Annotated in this window: 16 protein-coding genes; 8 read left to right on the forward strand and 8 right to left on the reverse strand. The window is 68.2% G+C overall.

The annotated features are described in order from the left end of the window. Window positions 1–7 precede the first annotated feature (7 nt). The 4 genes from AC07PF_RS24570 to AC07PF_RS24585 all read right to left on the reverse strand — a co-directional run bounded on the left by AC07PF_RS24570 (window position 8) and on the right by AC07PF_RS24585 (window position 3,830). Window positions 8–535, reverse strand: coding sequence for a hypothetical protein (locus tag AC07PF_RS24570; protein WP_494613601.1), 528 nt, complete (start codon window positions 533–535; stop codon window positions 8–10). A gap of 52 nt (window positions 536–587) precedes the next feature. Continuing rightward, window positions 588–2,066, reverse strand: coding sequence for a Ppx/GppA phosphatase family protein (locus AC07PF_RS24575; protein WP_494613602.1), 1,479 nt, complete (start codon window positions 2,064–2,066; stop codon window positions 588–590). A 70-nt stretch (window positions 2,067–2,136) separates the two neighbouring features. Then, window positions 2,137–3,321, reverse strand: a complete 1,185-nt coding sequence (locus AC07PF_RS24580; protein ID WP_494613603.1) for an ABC transporter substrate-binding protein — start codon at window positions 3,319–3,321, stop codon at window positions 2,137–2,139. 17 nt (window positions 3,322–3,338) lie between these two features. After that, window positions 3,339–3,830 (reverse strand): fasciclin domain-containing protein, encoded by a 492-nt coding sequence (locus AC07PF_RS24585; protein ID WP_494613604.1) that lies wholly within the window; start codon window positions 3,828–3,830, stop codon window positions 3,339–3,341. Between the two features lie 194 nt (window positions 3,831–4,024). On the opposite strand from AC07PF_RS24585, the gene pstS reads away from it, so the two are divergent. The 7 genes from pstS (at window position 4,025) to phoR (ending at window position 10,716) form a co-directional block, all read left to right on the forward strand. Next, window positions 4,025–5,065 (forward strand): phosphate ABC transporter substrate-binding protein PstS, encoded by a 1,041-nt coding sequence (gene pstS / locus AC07PF_RS24590; RefSeq protein ID WP_007847680.1) that lies wholly within the window; start codon window positions 4,025–4,027, stop codon window positions 5,063–5,065. Window positions 5,066–5,194: 129 nt separating this feature from the next. Next, window positions 5,195–6,157, forward strand: coding sequence for a phosphate ABC transporter permease subunit PstC (pstC, locus tag AC07PF_RS24595; RefSeq protein ID WP_238541777.1), 963 nt, complete (start codon window positions 5,195–5,197; stop codon window positions 6,155–6,157). Then, window positions 6,154–7,050 (forward strand): phosphate ABC transporter permease PstA, encoded by an 897-nt coding sequence (pstA, locus tag AC07PF_RS24600; protein WP_494613605.1) that lies wholly within the window; start codon window positions 6,154–6,156, stop codon window positions 7,048–7,050. The genes pstC and pstA overlap by 4 nt, the downstream gene beginning before the upstream one ends. 26 nt (window positions 7,051–7,076) lie before the next feature. After that, the gene (gene pstB, locus AC07PF_RS24605) at window positions 7,077–7,862 is read left to right on the forward strand and encodes a phosphate ABC transporter ATP-binding protein PstB (protein ID WP_007847674.1); all 786 of its coding nucleotides are present in this window, start codon (window positions 7,077–7,079) and stop codon (window positions 7,860–7,862) included. A gap of 10 nt (window positions 7,863–7,872) precedes the next feature. Next, window positions 7,873–8,574: a phosphate signaling complex protein PhoU gene (phoU, locus tag AC07PF_RS24610; RefSeq protein WP_007847672.1), complete on the forward strand. Its 702-nt coding sequence runs from the start codon at window positions 7,873–7,875 to the stop codon at window positions 8,572–8,574. Between the two features lie 15 nt (window positions 8,575–8,589). Further along, window positions 8,590–9,306 (forward strand): phosphate regulon transcriptional regulator PhoB, encoded by a 717-nt coding sequence (gene phoB, locus AC07PF_RS24615; protein WP_007847669.1) that lies wholly within the window; start codon window positions 8,590–8,592, stop codon window positions 9,304–9,306. 57 nt (window positions 9,307–9,363) lie between these two features. Next, entirely contained in the window at window positions 9,364–10,716 is a 1,353-nt protein-coding gene (gene phoR / locus AC07PF_RS24620; protein ID WP_145698019.1) for a phosphate regulon sensor histidine kinase PhoR, read from the forward strand. On the opposite strand, the gene AC07PF_RS24625 is transcribed toward phoR, so the two are convergent. From AC07PF_RS24625 to AC07PF_RS24640, 4 genes are all read right to left on the reverse strand, one after another. Beyond that, window positions 10,673–12,037: an MATE family efflux transporter gene (locus tag AC07PF_RS24625; protein WP_494613606.1), complete on the reverse strand. Its 1,365-nt coding sequence runs from the start codon at window positions 12,035–12,037 to the stop codon at window positions 10,673–10,675. The genes phoR and AC07PF_RS24625 overlap by 44 nt on opposite strands. Then, on the reverse strand, window positions 12,037–13,746 hold the full coding sequence (locus tag AC07PF_RS24630) for a hypothetical protein (RefSeq protein WP_494613607.1): 1,710 nt from the start codon (window positions 13,744–13,746) through the stop codon (window positions 12,037–12,039). Before AC07PF_RS24630 ends, AC07PF_RS24625 begins: the two co-directional genes overlap by 1 nt. Before the next feature lie 178 nt (window positions 13,747–13,924). Continuing rightward, the gene (locus AC07PF_RS24635) at window positions 13,925–14,191 is read right to left on the reverse strand and encodes a type B 50S ribosomal protein L31 (protein WP_007847661.1); all 267 of its coding nucleotides are present in this window, start codon (window positions 14,189–14,191) and stop codon (window positions 13,925–13,927) included. Between the two features lie 126 nt (window positions 14,192–14,317). Next, window positions 14,318–15,511 (reverse strand): citrate/2-methylcitrate synthase, encoded by a 1,194-nt coding sequence (locus tag AC07PF_RS24640; protein WP_494613608.1) that lies wholly within the window; start codon window positions 15,509–15,511, stop codon window positions 14,318–14,320. A 96-nt stretch (window positions 15,512–15,607) separates the two neighbouring features. On the opposite strand from AC07PF_RS24640, the gene AC07PF_RS24645 reads away from it, so the two are divergent. Continuing rightward, on the forward strand, window positions 15,608–16,996 hold the full coding sequence (locus tag AC07PF_RS24645; RefSeq protein ID WP_494613609.1) for a CoA transferase: 1,389 nt from the start codon (window positions 15,608–15,610) through the stop codon (window positions 16,994–16,996). Window positions 16,997–17,054: the final 58 nt, after the last annotated feature.

The raw sequence follows: 17,054 nt of genomic DNA on the forward strand, positions 1-17,054 counted from the left end.
CCGCTTTTTACTTGCGGCCGTTCTTGGCGGCAGGTGCGTCGGCCTTCGGGCGGCCGGTCTTGATCGACGGCACGGCCTGCAGCGCGCTGCGCAAGGCGGTGTCGGACAGGCCGGCCAGCAGCTTGAGGCCGGCGCGCAGCAGCTCGCTCTTCTTGGCGGGCTGGGCCAGGGCGGCGGCGCGCTGCTTGAGCGTCTCGACCACGGCGTACTCGTCCTTGGGGATGGTGAAGCTGTCGCGCACCAGCTTGGGCTTCTTGGCCTTGGCTTCCTTGGCGGGGACTGGGGCGGCTGCGGGCTTGGGCTTGGCTGCAGCAGGTGCCGCGGCCTTGGGCTTGGCAGCGGCCTTGGCTGCCGGCTTGGCCGCTGGCGCGGGCTTGGCGGCAGGGGCCTTGGCCGCAGCTGCGTTGGGCGCCGGCTTTTTGGCGGCCTTGGCTGCAGGCTTGGCGGCTGCGGGGGCCTTCACGGCAGGGGCCGTGGCCGGGGTGGCCGCAGCGGTGGGGGTGGGGGTGCTGGTTGCGGGTGCAGTGCTGGTCATGGCAAAAGAGAGTAAAACGGTATAAACAGTTTATACCGTTTTTCTTTCTGCGTCACGGCAGCTCTGCCACCAGCTCCCATGGGGTCTTTTGCCAGGCCAGCATTTCCTCGCGCAGCAGGTGGGCCGATTGCGGGTAGCCCGTCGCCCAGCCCCGGCGTGCCGACAGCAGGAAGCGGTTGCCCTTGACCTGCAACTGCAGACCCTCGGTGTCCGGGTCGCGGCGCGCATGGCACAGGGCCACGGCCAGCCGCAGGCACAGCAGTTGCAGGGCGAATCCCGCGTCTTCGAGGTCCACATCGAGCTTGCGCACCTTGCCACGCTGGCCCAGCACCAGCTGGCCCAGGCGGTGCAGCTCGGGCATGGCAAAGCCGGCGGCGTCGGTGTGGTCCAGGATGTAGGCGCCGTGGCGGTGGTAGTCGCTGTGCGAGATGCGGCAGCCGATCTCGTGCAGGCGCGCCGCCCAGTCGAGCTTGCGCGAGGCGCGCTCGCTGCCGGACGGGGCGGCCTGGTCGAACAGCTGGCAGGCGATGCGCGCCACGCGCTCGGCATGCTCCACATCCACGCCAAAGCGCTGCATGAGGCCGTTGACGGTGGTGCTGCGCAGGTCGGTGCCCGGCTGCTCGCGGTCGAGCAGGTCGTACAACGCGCCCTGGCGCAGGGCGCCCTGCGCCACCTGCATCTGCTCGATGTGCAGCAGGTCGAACACGGCGCGCAGCACGCTGATGCCGCCGCCGATCACGGCGCGGCGCTCGTCCTTGAGGCCATCGAGGCGCACGCGGTCGGCGCTCTGCGCACGCAGCAGGCGCTCGTGCAGCCAGTCCAGGCCTTCGCGCGTGATCAGGCCCTCGGGCCCGCCAGCGGCGGTGAGGATGTCGCCGACCGCACCCGCCGTGCCCGAGGACCCGTAGGCCACATCCCAGCCGTCGGGCCGGAAGGTGGCCAGGGCCTCGTCGAGCACCGCCTTGGCGGCGATCTCGGCGGCCATGAAGGCCTGGGGCGTGAACAGGCCGCCGGCAAAGTAGCGCGATGACCAGGCCACGCTACCCACGCGAAAGGAGGCCACGGCGTGCGGCGTGAACTGCTGGCCCAGGATGAGTTCGGTGGAGCGCCCGCCGATGTCCACCACCAGCCGGCGCTCGTCGGACTGGGGCAGCAGGCGTGCCACGCCCTGGTAGATCAGCCGTGCTTCCTCGGGTCCCGAGACCACGTCGATCGGGTAGCCCAGCACCTGGCTGCCGCGGGCGATGAATTCCTCGCGGTTGCGCGCCTCGCGCAGGGTCTGGGTGGCCACGGCGCGCACCTGCGTGTGCGAAAAGCCGGCCAGGCGCTCGCCGAAGCGTGCCAGGCAGTCCCAGCCGCGCTGCATGGCCTCTGGGGTGAGGTTGCGGTCCTCGTCCAGGCCATTGCCCTGGCGCACGGTCTCCTTGAGGTATTCGACGCGCTGGACATGGCCGTGCTCGTAGCGGCCGATTTCAAGGCGAAAGCTGTTGGATCCCAGATCCACGGCTGCGAGCAGTGTTCCGTTGTGCATGGTGGTGCGCGGGGTGCGCTGTTTTCCTTTCGGCCCAGCATAGCACCCGGGCCGTCGTCTGGAGGCGAGTTCAGCCAATGATGCGTCCCGCCGTGGTGAGCATGGCCTGGGTCACGTAGGCGCTGGCGCGCTGGCGCCCCTGGTAGCTGACGGTATAGCCGCCGATGTTCAGCGTGGCGCGCTTTTGCAGCGCGGCCAGCATGCTGGCCCGGGTGATGGGGCCGTTGATGCCGCCCATGACCTCGGCGGTGTAGCGTGCGGCAATGTAGCCGGCCAGGCCCAGCGGAGAGGGCGGTTCGTCGTAGAGGCGGGCCAGCGCCTCGCGGTAGCTGCGCACCACGGGCAGGCTGGCGTTCACCATGGGAACGGCCTGCGTGACGATGACCGAGGCCTTGGCCGCGGTCGGACCCATCTGGGCCAGCACCTGCAGGTTCACATCGGCCAGGGCCACCACGTAGCACTGGCGGCCCTGGGGCAGCGCGAGCTGGTCCAGGAACGAAAAGAGCTCGGGCGTGCCGCCGATGAAGAGCACGATGGACTGGTCCACGCGCGCACCGGCACCGGTCTTGGCTGCAGTACCCTGCGGCGCAAGGGCCTGCACCTTGAGCGCCATCGATTGGGCGGCATGCGCCACCATGGCTTCGGACTGGCGCCGCACGGAAGCGCTGGCATAGGCCACCCCCACTGTCTGCACCCCCATGCTGGCCAGGTTCTTGATGGCATGGGTGATCTGGGCCTCGTGCCCGGCGAACACGTCGAACACGGTGTCGCTGGAACCCGTGGCGGTGGAAATGCCTGCCGTGTCGTGCAGCCAGGGCGCCACGAAGGGCAGGGCGGCATCGCCGGGCGCCTTGGCCTGCAGGGCGATGAGGCCGCTGGCCGCAGTGTTGCCCACGCAGCCCGACAGGGCGATGCAGGCGGCCTGGCGCTGCGCGGTCTGCCAGGCGGACTGCAGGCCCGCGGGCGTGCCGTCGGTCTCGAGCGTCAGGTGCTGCACGGGCCGGCCTTGGACGCCCCCCTTGGCATTGATCTCCTGCCAGGCCGTGCGCGAGCCGACGAGGAAGTCGCGGCTCACGTCCTGCTGGTCGGGGGACAGGTCGGCGATCTGCGCCACCACATGGGGGCGGTCGGCATCCGATTTTCTGGTGGATGGGTCGGTGCCCTGGCCCCAGGCCGGGCCTGCCAGGCCCATGGCCGCCACCCCTTGCAGCCAGTGGCGGCGCTGAACTCCGCAGGGAGGGGGTGAGCGTTCCATGTCGCGTGGCGGTGCGATTACTTCTTGGGAGGCATCAGCACGCGGTCGACCACGTGCACCACGCCGTTGGTGGCGACGATATCGGCCTTCTCCACCATGGCTTCTTCCACGGTGACGAAGGTGCCGGCGCGAGACAGGGCCACGTCGGAGCCGTTCAGGGTCTTGGTGTTGCCGGACTTGACGGCTGCGGCGGTCACATTGCCGGCCACGATGTGGTGGCTGAGCACGGCCTTGAGCTGGGCCGGGTTGGCCTGCAGGTCGGCCAGGGTCTTGGCGGGCACCGCCTTGAAGGCGTCGTCCGAGGGGGCGAACACGGTGTAGGGGCCGGCGGCCTTGAGGGTGTCGGCCAGGCCCGCCTGGGCTGCGAGCTTGTTGAAGGTGCTCAGCGAAGGCGTCTTTGCAATCGTGCTGTCCAGGGGGGAGGGGGCGGAACCGGTGCTGGCGCAGCCGGCCAGGGCGGCGACCGTAGCCAGGGCGAGGGCAGATTGCAGTGCGTAACGGCGGAACATGTGATTCTCCAGGTAGGTAGCCGATTCATCTCGGTGGCGGGAGACTAAGCAGGCACCGTGACAACTGGATGACAAACGTAAACGCCTGTACAGAGGAGCGGGATGTGTGACAACCGATCTGTGTGTCACGACAATGTCACATACGGGTCCTAGAGTCGCCTCATCCCAACTCATTTATCCCAAGAGGTATCTCCATGAAAATGTCCGCGATTCGGGTCCTTGTTGCTGGTGTGGTCGCTGCGGGTGCGTTCTCTCAGGCCATGGCACAGCAGGAAGCCACCGGCGCAGGCGCCAGTTTTCCGGCTCCTCTGTATTCCAAGTGGGCGGCTGACTACAACAAGGCCACGGGCGTCAAGATCAACTACCAGTCGGTGGGTTCGGGTGCCGGCATGCGCCAGATCGAAGCCAAGACGGTCGACTTCGGCGCTTCGGACGCGCCTCTGAAGGACGACGAACTGGCCAAGAAGGGCCTGGTGCAGTTCCCCACCGTGATCGGTGGCATCGTTCCCGTGGTGAACATCAAGGGCATTGCGCCCGGCCAGATGAAGCTGAGCGGCCAGGTCCTGGGTGACATCTACCTGGGCAAGATCACCAAGTGGAACGACGACGCCATCAAGGCGCTGAACCCCGGTGTGAACCTGCCTGACGCCGCCATCGCCCCCGTGCGCCGCGCCGACGGCTCCGGCACCACCTTCGGTTTCACCAACTACCTGAGCAAGGTGAACGCCGAGTGGAAGTCCAAGGTCGGCGAAGGCACGGCCGTGAACTGGCCCACCGGTGCGGGCGGCAAGGGCAACGAAGGCGTCGCCGCCTTCGTGGGCCGCCTGCCCAACTCCATCGGCTACGTCGAGTACGCCTACGTCAAGCAGAACAAGCTGACCTACACGCAGCTGCAGAACGCCGCCGGCAACTACGTCTCTCCTGACGATGCCACGTTCAAGGCCGCTGCTGCCGGTGCCGACTGGGCCAAGAGCTTCTACCAGATCCTCACCAACCAGCCCGGCAAGGATTCGTGGCCCATCACCTCCGCCACCTTCATCATGATGCAGAAGGCGCAGGACAAGCCTGTCCAGGCCACCACGGCCCTCAAGTTCTTCGACTGGGTCTACACCCAGGGCGACAAGACCGCCGCCGACCTGGACTATGTGCCCATGCCCGACAGCGTGAAGGCCATCATCCTGAAGTCCTGGGGTGATATCAAGGATACGTCCGGCAAGGCCGTAGCGTTCAAGTAATTTGACAGGGCCGGCGGTAAGCCGGCCCTTCAACTTCAAATCCATTGAATCAAGGCTACCAACGTGTCCACAACGATGCCGGTCCGCGACAATCCGTCCATTGCGACGGCCCCTTTGCGTACTGAGAAAATGCCCCCCTCCCCACACCGCCCCCTGATCTCCGGCGTGCTGGCCGACAAGCTGTTCGGCTTTTTTGCACGTGGCGCTGCCATCCTGACCCTGCTCCTGCTGCTGGGCATCCTGGCTTCGCTGGTGGTGGGGGCCTGGCCTTCCATCGCCAAATATGGCCTGGGCTTCCTCACCAGCAGTGTCTGGGACCCCGTGCAGAACGAGTACGGCGGCCTGGTGATGATCTACGGCACGCTGGCCACCTCCGCCATCGCGCTGCTGATCGCCGTGCCCGTGAGCTTCGGCATCGCGCTGTTCCTGACCGAGCTGTCGCCCTCCTGGCTCAAGCGCCCCCTGGGCACGGCCATCGAGCTGCTGGCTGCCGTGCCCTCCATCGTCTACGGCATGTGGGGGCTGATGGTGTTCGGCCCCATCCTCGCGACCTATGTGCAGCAGCCGCTGCAGTCCCTGTTCCAGGGCGTTCCCTACCTGGGTGCGTTCGTGTCGGGCCCTCCGGTGGGCATCGGCATCCTGTCGGCCGGCATCATCCTGGCCATCATGATCATCCCGTTCATCGCCTCGGTGATGCGCGACGTGTTCGAAGTCACCCCTGCCCTGCTCAAGGAGTCCGCCTACGGCCTGGGCTCCACGACCTGGGAAGTGGTGTGGAAGGTGGTCCTGCCCTACACCAAGACCGGTGTGCTGGGCGGCATCATGCTGGGCCTGGGCCGTGCGCTGGGCGAGACCATGGCCGTGACCTTCGTCATCGGCAACATGAACCAGCTGTCCTCCCTGTCGATGTTCGAGGCGGCCAACAGCATCACCTCGGCCCTGGCCAACGAATTCGCCGAAGCCGGCGAAGGCCTGCACCAGGCCTCGCTGATCTACCTGGGCCTGGTCCTGTTCTTCATCACCTTCGTCGTGCTGACCTGCTCCAAGATCCTGCTGTCCCGCCTGCAAAAGAATGAAGGAGCGCGCTCATGAGCAGCACCACCACCAGCACCGGGCAGCGCCTGATTTCGGCGGCCGAGCTCGACCAGCAGCGGCAGGCGCGCTACAACAGCCGCAAGCGCGTCAACCAGATCGCCCTGGTCCTGTCGCTCGCCGCCATGGCATTCGGCGTCTTCTGGCTGATCTGGATCCTCTGGGAAACCGTTCGCCTGGGCGTCGGTGGCCTGAGCGTCGCCCTGTTCACGCAGATGACGCCGCCACCCAATGAAGCAGGCGGCATCTCCAACGCCATCTTCGGTTCGTTCGTGATGGTGCTGCTGGCCACCTTTGTGGGCACGCCCATCGGCATCATGGCCGGCATCTACCTGGCCGAGTACGAGACCAAGAGCCTGCTGGCCTCGGTGACGCGCTTCGTCAACGACATCCTGCTGTCGGCACCCTCCATCGTGATCGGCCTGTTCGTGTATGCCGTGGTGGTGGCGCGCTTTCGCAGCTTCTCGGCCTATGCCGGCATCCTGGCGCTGGCGCTGATCGTGATCCCGGTGGTCATCCGCACCACCGAAAACATGCTGGTGCTGGTGCCGTCGAGCCTGCGCGAAGCGGCCTACGCCCTGGGTACGCCCAAATGGAAGGTCATCATCCTGGTGACGCTGCGCGCAGCCCGCGCTGGCGTGATCACCGGTGTGTTGCTGGCCGTGGCCCGAATCGCCGGCGAAACCGCTCCGCTGCTGTTCACCGCACTGAACAACCAGTTCTGGAACGGCGACCTGTCCAAGCCCATGGCCAGCCTGCCCGTGACCATCTTCAAGTTCGCCATGAGCCCGTACGAGAACTGGCAACAACTGGCCTGGGCCGGTGTGTTCCTCATCACCGTCGCCGTTCTCGGCCTGAACATCCTGGCGCGGGTCCTGACCCGCCACAAGTAAGCCCTAGCAGCAAGAAAGACACTCTCATGTCCGCTATTCTCAAGAACGACGTGCCCAACAAGTCCAAGATCACGGTGCGCGACCTGAACTTCTACTACGGCAAGTTCCATGCCCTCAAGGGCATCAACCTCGACATCCCCGAGAACAAGGTCACGGCCTTCATCGGCCCCTCGGGTTGCGGCAAGTCCACGCTTCTGCGCACCTTCAACCGCATGTTCGAGCTGTATCCCGAGCAGCGCGCCGAAGGCCAGATCGTGCTGGACGGCGAGAACCTGCTGACCAGCAAGCAGGATGTGGCCCTGGTGCGTGCCAAGGTCGGCATGGTGTTCCAGAAGCCCACCCCGTTCCCGATGTCGATCTATGACAACATCGCTTTCGGCGTGAAGCTGTTCGAGAGCCTGAGCGCCACCGACATGGACGACCGCGTGGAATGGGCGCTGCGCAAGGCAGCCCTGTGGAACGAAGTCAAGGACAAGCTCAACCAGACCGGCTCCGGCCTGTCCGGTGGCCAGCAGCAACGTTTGTGCATCGCCCGCGGCATTGCCATCAAGCCCGAAGTGCTGCTGCTCGACGAGCCTTGCTCGGCGCTGGACCCGATCTCGACCGCCAAGGTGGAAGAGCTGATCGCCGAACTCAAGAACGAGTACACCGTGGTCATCGTGACCCACAACATGCAGCAGGCCGCACGCTGCAGCGACTACACCGCCTACATGTACCTGGGCGACCTGGTCGAGTTCGGCGAGACGGAACAGATGTTCTTCAAGCCGCAGCGCAAGGAAACCGAAGACTACATTACCGGCCGTTTCGGCTAAGGAGACAGCAATGCCCGACAAGCACCTTTCGTCGCAGTTCGACTCCGAACTCAACAGCGTCTCCGCCCGCGTCATGGAAATGGGCGGCCTCGTGGAGTCGCAGATCCGCCAGGCGGTCTACGCCCTGTCGCAGTTCAGCATCGAGGCCGTGGAGCAGGTCGCCGCCATCGAAGTGCGCGTGAACGCCATGGAAGTGGAGATCGACCACGAGCTGTCCTCCATCATCGCGCGCCGCCAGCCCACCGCGCGCGACCTGCGCCTGCTGCTGGCCTTCTCGAAGGCCACGGCCAACCTCGAGCGCATGGGCGACGAGGCCAACAAGATGGCGCGCATGGTGCGTTCCATCATCGAGAGCGGCGCCGCCCGCTCGCTGCCATCGAGCGACCTGCGCGTGGCGGCCGAGCTGGCCTCGGGCCTGCTGCGCAAGGCGCTGGATGCCTTTGCCCGCCTGGACACCGCGATGGCCGTTTCCATCCTCAAGGAGGACGACCTGATCGACAAGGAGTTCGACGGTTTCGTGCGCAAGCTGGTCACCTACATGATGGAAGACCCGCGCACGATCTCCCCGAGCCTGGACCTGCTGTTCCTGGCCAAGGCCATCGAGCGCATCGGCGACCATTCGAAGAACGTGGCCGAACTCATCATCTACCTGGTCAAGGGCAAGGACGTGCGCCACACGGCCCTCGATGAGATCGAATCGGCCGTGCTGTAGGCCTGTGAACGCTGTATGAGAAAGCTACCCCGTGTTCTGATTGTCGAAGACGAACCTGCGATCGCCGAGCTGATCGCGGTCAACCTGCGGCACAACGGATTCCAGCCCTTCTGGGCCGAAGATGGCGATTCGGCCCAGCGCGAGCTCGATGCCGTGCTGCCCGACGTCATCCTGCTCGACTGGATGCTGCCCGGCCAGAGTGGCCTGTCACTGGCGCGCAAGTGGCGCGCCGATGCGCGCACCAAGGCCATCCCCATCCTCATGCTCACCGCACGCGGTGACGAGCCGGACAAGGTGGCAGGCCTGGACGCTGGCGCCGACGACTACATCACCAAGCCGTTTTCCACGCAGGAGCTGCTGGCGCGCATCCGCGCCGTGCTGCGCCGCCGTGCGCCCGAGCAGGTCAGCGACAGCGTGACCATTGCCGACCTGGTGCTCGATGCCGGCACCTACCGCGTGGCCTTCCAGGGCCAGCAGCTCAAGGTGGGCCCCACCGAGTTCAAGCTGCTGCACTACCTCATGAAGCATGCCGAGCGCGTGCACAGCCGCTCGCAACTGCTGGACAAGGTCTGGGGCGACCATGTCTTCATCGAAGAGCGTACAGTGGACGTGCACGTCAAGCGCCTGCGCGAAGCGCTGGGTGCCGCGTCGGTGATGGTGGAGACGGTGCGCGGCGCCGGCTACCGGCTCACGGCGCAATCGCAACCCCAGGCGCAGCAGCTGCAGGCCTGATGGTTCACGGGGCGCCTCACGGCGCCCCTGGTTTTCTGAGAAGGCTTTGCAACCTGCATGCTCTGGCGATTCACGTATTTTCTGCTCTGGCAAATCGCCGGCGGCGGGCTCGGTTGGTGGCAGGGCGGGCCTTGGGGCGCGGCCTTGGGAGCGGCAATAGCGGCCTGGGCATGGTTTGTGTGGGACCTGCTGCGCGGCGCGCGCGTGCTGCGCTGGCTGCGCACGGGCGAGCTGTCGCGCGCACCGGTCATGCGCGGCATGTGGGGCGAGGCGGCCGACCGGTCGCGGCGCCTGCTGCGCCTGCAGGCCCAGGAGGTGCAAAGCAGCCAGAACCGCCTGCAGGAGATACTGGCTGCGCTGCAGGCCACGCCCAACGGGGTGGTGCTGCTGGATGCAAAGGGCCACATCGAGTGGTGCAACCAGATGGCCGCCGCCCAGTTCGGCTTTGACGCGCAGCGCGACGTCATGCAGTCCATCGGCAACCTGGTGCGCGACCCCGAATTCACTGCCTATTACACGGCCCAGGATTTCACGCACGACGTGGTGCTAGAGGGGCGCAACAGCACGCCTTCGCGCCCGGTGCGCATCTCGGTGCACCTGCACCCCTATGGCGACGGGCGCACGCTGCTGCTGTCGCGCGATGTGACGGCGCTGGAGCAGGCCGAGGCCATGCGCCGCGACTTCGTGGCCAACGTCTCGCACGAGATCCGCACGCCACTCACGGTGCTCATGGGCTTCGTCGAGACACTGCAGACCCTGCCGCTGGCACAGGACGAGCGCGCCCGCTACCTGGGCATGATGTCGCAGCAGGCCGCACGCATGCAGAGCGTGGTGCAGGACCTGCTCACGCTGTCGCGCCTGGAGGGCAGTCCGCCACCCGGCATGGCCGAGTGGATGCCGGTGCAAGGCCTGGTGCAGCGCTGCGAGGAAGAGAGCCGTGCCCTGTCGGCCCTGCTGGCCCAGACCCAGCAGCGCCCCCACACGCTGCTGTTCCCGAGCAAGGCGGAGCTGCTGGCCCAGGGGGACATTGCCGGTGTGCCGGCCGAGCTGCAGAGCGCCCTGTCCAACATCATCAACAACGCCGTGCGCTACACGCCTGCGGGCGGCACGATCACGGTGGGCTGGGTGCGCAAGGAGGATGGCTCGGCCACCTTCTCGGTCAAGGACACGGGCCCGGGCATTGCGCCCGAGCACATTCCGCGGCTGACCGAGCGCTTCTACCGGGTGGACCGCAGCCGCTCGCGCGAGACCGGTGGCACGGGCCTGGGCCTGGCCATCGTCAAGCATGTGCTGCAGCGCCATGGCGCGACGCTTGCCATCCAGAGCACGCTGGGCAAGGGCTCGACCTTTTGTGTCACCTTTCCGGTCAACCGGCTGCGCTTGCCAGTGCCGCAGGCGCTGGCAGCCTGATCGCGCGCCAGAGCATGGCCGCGAACAGGGCGGCCGTCACGGCCAGGGCGGCCGCGCTGGCAGCCCAGAAGGTGGCCGGCGTGGCCACCGCGCCCCAGGGCCCCAGGCCCTGGTAGGCCAGCAGGTAGCCGCCGCCCAGGCCGGCGCCCCAGAGCAGGGTGCAGTACACCACCAGCGGCGCCACCGTGATGCGGTAGCAGCGCAGCACGAACACGCACAGGGTCTGCAGCGCGTCGGCCACATGGTAGGCGGCCACCCAGGCCAGCAGCCCGCCCGTGACCGCCACCACCTGTGCGTTCGATGAGTACAGCGCGCCCAGGTGGTTGCGCCCGAGGAACATCAGCGCCGCCAGGGCCAGGCCCATGGCGCAGGCCAGGCGCATGCCCAGCAGCGCCACCTGGTGCGCGCGCACCGGTTCGCCCGCGCCCAGCCAGTAGCTCACACGCGCGCTCGCGGCAATGGACAGCGACAGGGGCACCATGTACAGCACGGCCGCCAGGTTGGACGCTATCTGGTGCGCGGCCGAGGCCACCGTGCCCTGGCGCGCGATGAACAAGGCCATGAGGGTGAACGAGGTGACTTCCACCATCACCGCCAGGCCCGCCGGTACGCCCAGGCGTGCAAAGCCCGCGATGGTGGGCCAGTGCGGGCGCTCCAGCGGTTTCCAGAGGGCCAGCGGCTGGTACAGCGCCTGCGTGCGCAGCAACCATACTGCCAGCGCCAGCATGCTGCAGTTGACCACCAGCGTGGCCCAGGCGCAGCCCACGGCGCCCTGTGCGGGCAGGCCGGCGCCACCGAAGGTGAACCAGATGGACAGCGGCACCTTGATGAACAGCGAGCCCACCTGCAGCCAGGTGACCAGCTGGGGGCGGCCCAGCGCCTGGTTGAGCGTGCTGTAGATGCGGAACAGCAGGGCCGGCGGCAGCGCGAGCGCGAGCACGGCCAGGTAGTTCTCGACCTCGCTGCGCAGCGCATCGGGCACCTCGGTCCAGCGCAGCACGGCGCCGGGCGAGAGCAGCACGGCCATGCCCAGGATGCTGGCCACGGCGCACAGGTACAGCGACTGGCGCAGCGAGGCGCCCAGTTGCTGCTGCTGCCCCGCACCGCGCTGCTCGGCCCACACCGGCAGCAGGGCGCTGAGCACGCCGATCAGCGCCACGTAGACGCTGATGAAGATGGCCGAGCCCACCGACAGCGCGGCCAGCGAAGCCTCGCTGTAGCGGCCCGCCACGATGGTGTCGGCCACGCCGAAGGCCATCACGGCCAGTTGCCCGGCCAGCACCGTCACGGCATGGCGGGAAATGGTCGACAGCTCGCTCATCAGGGTTTGGTTTCGGTTTCGATGCGACGCAGCAGCACCAGGAAGTCGGTCTTGTCGGTGGGGCGTGCCACGGTAGCCACGCGTTCCCACTGCAGCCCATCCACGCTGGAGGCCGGTGCGGGCCAGGAGGCGATGTCCGAGACCAGCCACTCGCAGCCGGTCACCGCGAGGCTGGCCGGGTGCAGCGTGAGGCCGGCGTGGTACTGCAGCGCGGCCACCTGGGCGCGGCTCAGGCCCACGGTCTGCACGCAGCCGGGCTGTGGGCCCAGCACGGCCGTGATGGCGCGCATCTGCGGCACATAGCTGCGCGCGAAATCGAGCAGCGGCAGCCACAGGCTCATGAGCAGCAGCCAGCTCAGGGCGGCGCCGCTGGCAGGCAGCACCAGGCTCTTCCAGATCGGGGCGCGGTTGCGCGAGGCGCGCCACCACACCAGCGCGCACCAGCCCACCGAGGCGGCCAATGCCGCCACCAGGGCCAGCAGCGAGAACTGCGGCACGAAGCCCGGCGCGAGCTTGGCCACATTGGCCGCCGGCTTGGCGGGCATGCCGGTCTGCATGGCGATCCAGATGACCCAGATCGCCAGGGCCGAGACGCTGAAGAAGATCAGCGTGAACCAGTCGATCAGCGCGCCCATGCTGCGGCTGAGCGTGGGCAGCGCGAAGGCGGCCAGTGCCGCCAGTGCGGGCAGGCCCAGCAGCAGGGCGCGGTCGGCCGGCTGGGTGGTGATGGTGGCACCGATGGAGATGGCCGTGAACCACAGCGGCAGCAGCAGGTGGCGGTGCCACTGGCGGCTGGCGATCTGCTTGCGCCAGCGCCACAGCGTCCACAGCGCCAGGGGCCAGGCTGGCCAGCCAAACCAGATCAGCAGCCGGGCCAGGCTCGCCCATTCCTTGCCACCGCCCTCGGTGCTCACGATGCGCCAGCGCCACAGGTCGAGCTGCCAGGCCAGCACCGCCGCAGCCACGATGACCAGGGCCGTGGCCACCGCCCAGGCCCGGCACTGGCGCGCGTCCTTGTCGGGCAGGCGCAGCGCCAGCAGCACGCCGCTGGCACCCAGCAGCACCGTGAGCGCAGGGGCGCCCGCCAACGTGAGGCCGAAGGCGCCCACCAGCATGGCTCCCAGCGCCTTGGTGGCGTGGTAGGGCAGCACGGCAAAGGCAAAGAACAGGAAGGAGGTGCAACTGAGCTGCACCAGGTAGCTCGTCACCTCGTGCGAAAGCTGGGCCAGGCCCAGGCAGGCGATCAGCGCGAGCAGGGCTCCATCGGCAATGGCGCGCGCATAGTCGAGCGGGGTGGCCTCGCCGCCGAAGGCAAAGGCCACGGGCTGCGCACCCGGGCTGCGTGCCAGGTAGTACACGCCGTACCAGGTGGCCATGAAGGTGAGGGCCAGCAGCGCGGCAAAAGGGATGCGCACGGCCATTTCGGGCGACAGCCAGGCCGGCGCCCACTGGAGGGCCAGGGCCCCGATCCAGTAGGGCAGCAGGCCCTCGGTCTCGGGTGCCATGCCGCCCAGCAGCGGGTTGAGCCAGCTGGTGCGGCCCTGCGCCAGCTCCAGCATGTAGCCGTAGGCGGTGATGTCGGCGCTCTTCCATGGCGCGCGCCCCACGAAGCCGGGGATCACATAGGCAATGCACAGCAGCATCAGGGCCCAGCGCGGCAGTGGCCGCACGGCATTCTGGGTAACGATGGCTGGGGTCGGTGGATTCACGCGTCGGCTGGTGGCTTGAAGGAGCCGCCAAGAATAAGGGATAAGCGCCCGGGTTCCGTCAGCAGGCTGTGAAGGGCAGGGTAAGTCTGGTAACCCCGGTCACAGCGCAGGGGCGCGAACATGAAAAAAGGCAGCTCGGTTGCCCGGGCTGCCTTCTTGGCATACAGCGTGCGAAGGATTACTTGGCAGCGGTAGCGGTGGTCTTGCCGAAACGGTTGCGGAACTTCTCGACACGGCCGCCCATGTTGTCCACGGACTTTTGCGTGCCCGTGTAGAAGGGGTGCGATTCGCTGGAGGTATCGAGCTTGAACAGGGGCAGCTCACGGCCGTCGTCGGTCTTGCCCATTTCCTTGGTGTTCACGCACGAACGGGTCACGAACTTGAAACCGTTGGACAGGTCCACGAACAGAACTTCGCGGTAGTTGGGGTGAATGCCTTCTTTCATGATCAATCCTTGTCAAGTGCGGGAGCCGTGCTGGACCCGGAGCAACCTTTGCGCCGTGGAGCATCCAGCGTACTTTCCGCAGAAAAAGCCCTCCATTATAACCAGAGTCCAGCGATTTCCCCAAACTCAGGCGGGGCGTGGGCCGGTGTAGGCAGCCCTTGGGCGGATCAGGCCGGCGCTGCTGCGCTGCTCCAGTGCGTGCGCGATCCAGCCCAGGGAGCGTCCCAGCGCGAACAGCCCGTAGGCGGCACCCTGCGGCAGACCCAGGTGGCGGCGCACGGCCACCAGCGCGAAGTCCAGGGACGGGGGCTGGCCCACCAGGGCCTGGGCGTCGGCGACCCAGGGCGCCCAGACCGGGCGCGCGGGCAGGATGCGCGCCAGCAGCAGCCGGGCGCGCCCATCGCCTTGCGGGTACAGGTGGTGGCCAAAGCCGGGCAGGGCCTCGCCGCGGGCCAGCCGCTGGCGCAGGTTTGCGACGGGTGAGGACTGCTCCTGCCTGCCATCCAGTTCGTCCCACAGGGCCTCCACCCGGGCCGTGGCCCCGCCGTGGCGCGCGCCGGTCAGCGCCGCCAGCCCGCCCACCACGGCCGCGCGCAGGCTGGCACCGGTGGAGGCCACGCAGCGCGCCGTGAAGCCCGAGGCATTGAGTTCATGGTCGGCGCACAGCACCAGCGCCATGCGCACCAGGTCGGCCCCCTGGTGGTCGAGCTGCCAGGCCCGGGCGCACTGCAGGTGGATGGGCTCGGCACCGGGCGCCGTGCCCAGCAGGCAGGCGGCCAGCTGGCGCACCAGGGCGCCACAGCCCTCGGCCAGGCGCTCGGGCGTGGTCTGCCACTGGGCGGTGGGCGCGTCGTTGCTGGCGATGGTGAACAGCGGCAGCAGGGCCTCCTCTGGCCGGTGGCCGGCCAGATGCGACTGCACGGCAGCCAGCATGGGGGAGGCCTCGGGGGCACCGGCGCCAAAGGCGGCGGCTTGCGTGCACTGCCAGAGCCGGGCGGCCACGGCCTCCACGCTGCAGGACTGCGCCAGATCCTCAACAGGGACGCCGCGCAGGTACAGCTGGCCGTCCTCGATCAGCGTGATCGCCGATTCGAGCACCGGCAGCCCCCAGCTCAAAGTGGCCTTGGCCACCTCGCGCGGCTTGCGGCCGCGCTTGCGCTGGCCAGCCAGCATCTCCACGTCGGCCTGCGCATAGCGGCTTTCGCGTGGTGTGGGGCCGGGGTGGGCATGCAGCAGGCCGCGGCTCACATAGGCGTACAGCGTGGCGCGCGAGACACCCAGGCGCTCGGCGGTTTCGGCGGCGGTGAGGTAGCTAGACATGGGTGGATCAGAGAAAAGGCATGTTGAAAATATAAATCAATATTGACAATAAATGCTGCCAATCTATTCTGAGAAGCTTCTTTCAAGGAGGTTCTCATGCCCGCCCCACTGATTTCTGTTCCCCCAGGCGCCCTGGCGCTGGCTGGCCAGGCATGGACGGCACTGGGTGGCCCCGCATCGGCGCTGGACCACTTGTCGGTTGCAGGCCGGGGCGATCTGCCCTCGGTGTTTCCGGTCACGGACCTGGCCACCGCCTCGGTCGGCGTGGCGGGGCTGGCCGTGGCTGAGCTCCTGGCGCAGGCTGGTGGCGCGTGGCCTGCCGTGCAGGTGGACCGGCGCCTCGCGTCCTTCTGGTTCGGCATGTCGCTGCGTCCCCAGGGCTGGACCCTGCCGCCGGTCTGGGATGCCGTGGCCGGGGACTACCGCACGGCCGATGGCTGGGTGCGGCTGCACACGAATGCGCCGCACCACCGCGATGCAGCCCTGGCCGTGCTGGGGGTGGCGGCCGACCGGGAGGCCGTGGCACACGCCGTGGGACGCTGGAAGTCCGACGCGCTGGAGGCTGCCGTGGTGGCGCAGGGGGGTTGTGCAGCCGCCATGCGAAGCATCGAAGACTGGGGGCTCCACCCGCAGGGCCGGGCGGTGCAGGCGGAGCCCCTGGTGCACTGGGAGACCGCAGACCCGGTGGCCCAGCCCACCTGGCCCACCGATCCCGCGCGGCCCCTGCGCGGTGTGCGCGTGCTCGATCTCACGCGCATCCTGGCCGGCCCCACGGCCACGCGTTTTCTCGCGGGCCATGGCGCGGACGTGCTGCGCATCGATCCGCCCGGTTGGGACGAGCCCGTCACCGTGCCCGAGGTGGTGCTGGGCAAGCGCTGCGCGCGGCTGGACCTGCGGGTGCCTGCCGATAGCGCGGTGTTGGAAGGATTGCTGCGCCAGGCCGATGTGCTGGTGCATGGCCTGCGGCCCGGCGCGCTGGAGCAACTGGGGCTGGGTGCGCAGCGCAGGCGCGCGCTCAACCCGGGCCTGGTGGATGTGTCGCTCAGCGCCTACGGCGCCAGCGGTCCCTGGCAGGGCCGGCGTGGTTTCGACAGCCTGGTGCAGATGAGCACCGGTATCGCCGACGCTGGCATGCGCTGGGGTGGGCACGACCGGCCCACGCCGCTGCCGGTGCAGGCCATCGACCATGCCACGGGCTATCTGATGGCGGCCGCTGCCGTGCGCGGCCTGGTACGCCGCGTGGCCACCGGAGCGGGCAGCACGGCGCGGCTGTCGCTGGCGCGCACGGCACGCTGGCTGGTGTCCGCCGAGCGCGGCGCCGTGGAGCCGCTGGCGCCTGAGCAGCACGAGGATGTGGATGACGCGCTGGAGCCCACCTCCTGGGGGCCGGCCCGGCGGGTGCGCGCACCACTGCAAGTGCAGGGCGCCGCCATGCACTGGGACCGGCCGGCACTGGCCCTGGGTTCCGCGCAGGCGCGCTGGTAGGTGGTGCAGAAGGCACAACGCCCCGCAGGCCGTGAAACCTGCGAGGCGTTGTGCGAAG

This window comes from Acidovorax sp. GW821-FHT10A04, from assembly GCF_059415825.1.

Bases quoted from the DNA above. Each gene is read 5' to 3' on its own strand.
- AC07PF_RS24570 (WP_494613601.1), bottom strand. From the start codon at position 535: ATGACCAGCACTGCACCCGCAACCAGCACCCCCACCCCCACCGCTGCG.
- AC07PF_RS24575 (WP_494613602.1), bottom strand. From the start codon at position 2,066: ATGCACAACGGAACACTGCTCGCAGCCGTGGATCTGGGATCCAACAGC.
- AC07PF_RS24580 (WP_494613603.1), bottom strand. From the start codon at position 3,321: ATGGAACGCTCACCCCCTCCCTGCGGAGTTCAGCGCCGCCACTGGCTG.
- AC07PF_RS24585 (WP_494613604.1), bottom strand. From the start codon at position 3,830: ATGTTCCGCCGTTACGCACTGCAATCTGCCCTCGCCCTGGCTACGGTC.
- pstS (WP_007847680.1), top strand. From the start codon at position 4,025: ATGAAAATGTCCGCGATTCGGGTCCTTGTTGCTGGTGTGGTCGCTGCG.
- pstC (WP_238541777.1), top strand. From the start codon at position 5,195: ATGCCCCCCTCCCCACACCGCCCCCTGATCTCCGGCGTGCTGGCCGAC.
- pstA (WP_494613605.1), top strand. From the start codon at position 6,154: ATGAGCAGCACCACCACCAGCACCGGGCAGCGCCTGATTTCGGCGGCC.
- pstB (WP_007847674.1), top strand. From the start codon at position 7,077: ATGTCCGCTATTCTCAAGAACGACGTGCCCAACAAGTCCAAGATCACG.
- phoU (WP_007847672.1), top strand. From the start codon at position 7,873: ATGCCCGACAAGCACCTTTCGTCGCAGTTCGACTCCGAACTCAACAGC.
- phoB (WP_007847669.1), top strand. From the start codon at position 8,590: ATGAGAAAGCTACCCCGTGTTCTGATTGTCGAAGACGAACCTGCGATC.
- phoR (WP_145698019.1), top strand. From the start codon at position 9,364: ATGCTCTGGCGATTCACGTATTTTCTGCTCTGGCAAATCGCCGGCGGC.
- AC07PF_RS24625 (WP_494613606.1), bottom strand. From the start codon at position 12,037: ATGAGCGAGCTGTCGACCATTTCCCGCCATGCCGTGACGGTGCTGGCC.
- AC07PF_RS24635 (WP_007847661.1), bottom strand. From the start codon at position 14,191: ATGAAAGAAGGCATTCACCCCAACTACCGCGAAGTTCTGTTCGTGGAC.
- AC07PF_RS24640 (WP_494613608.1), bottom strand. From the start codon at position 15,511: ATGTCTAGCTACCTCACCGCCGCCGAAACCGCCGAGCGCCTGGGTGTC.
- AC07PF_RS24645 (WP_494613609.1), top strand. From the start codon at position 15,608: ATGCCCGCCCCACTGATTTCTGTTCCCCCAGGCGCCCTGGCGCTGGCT.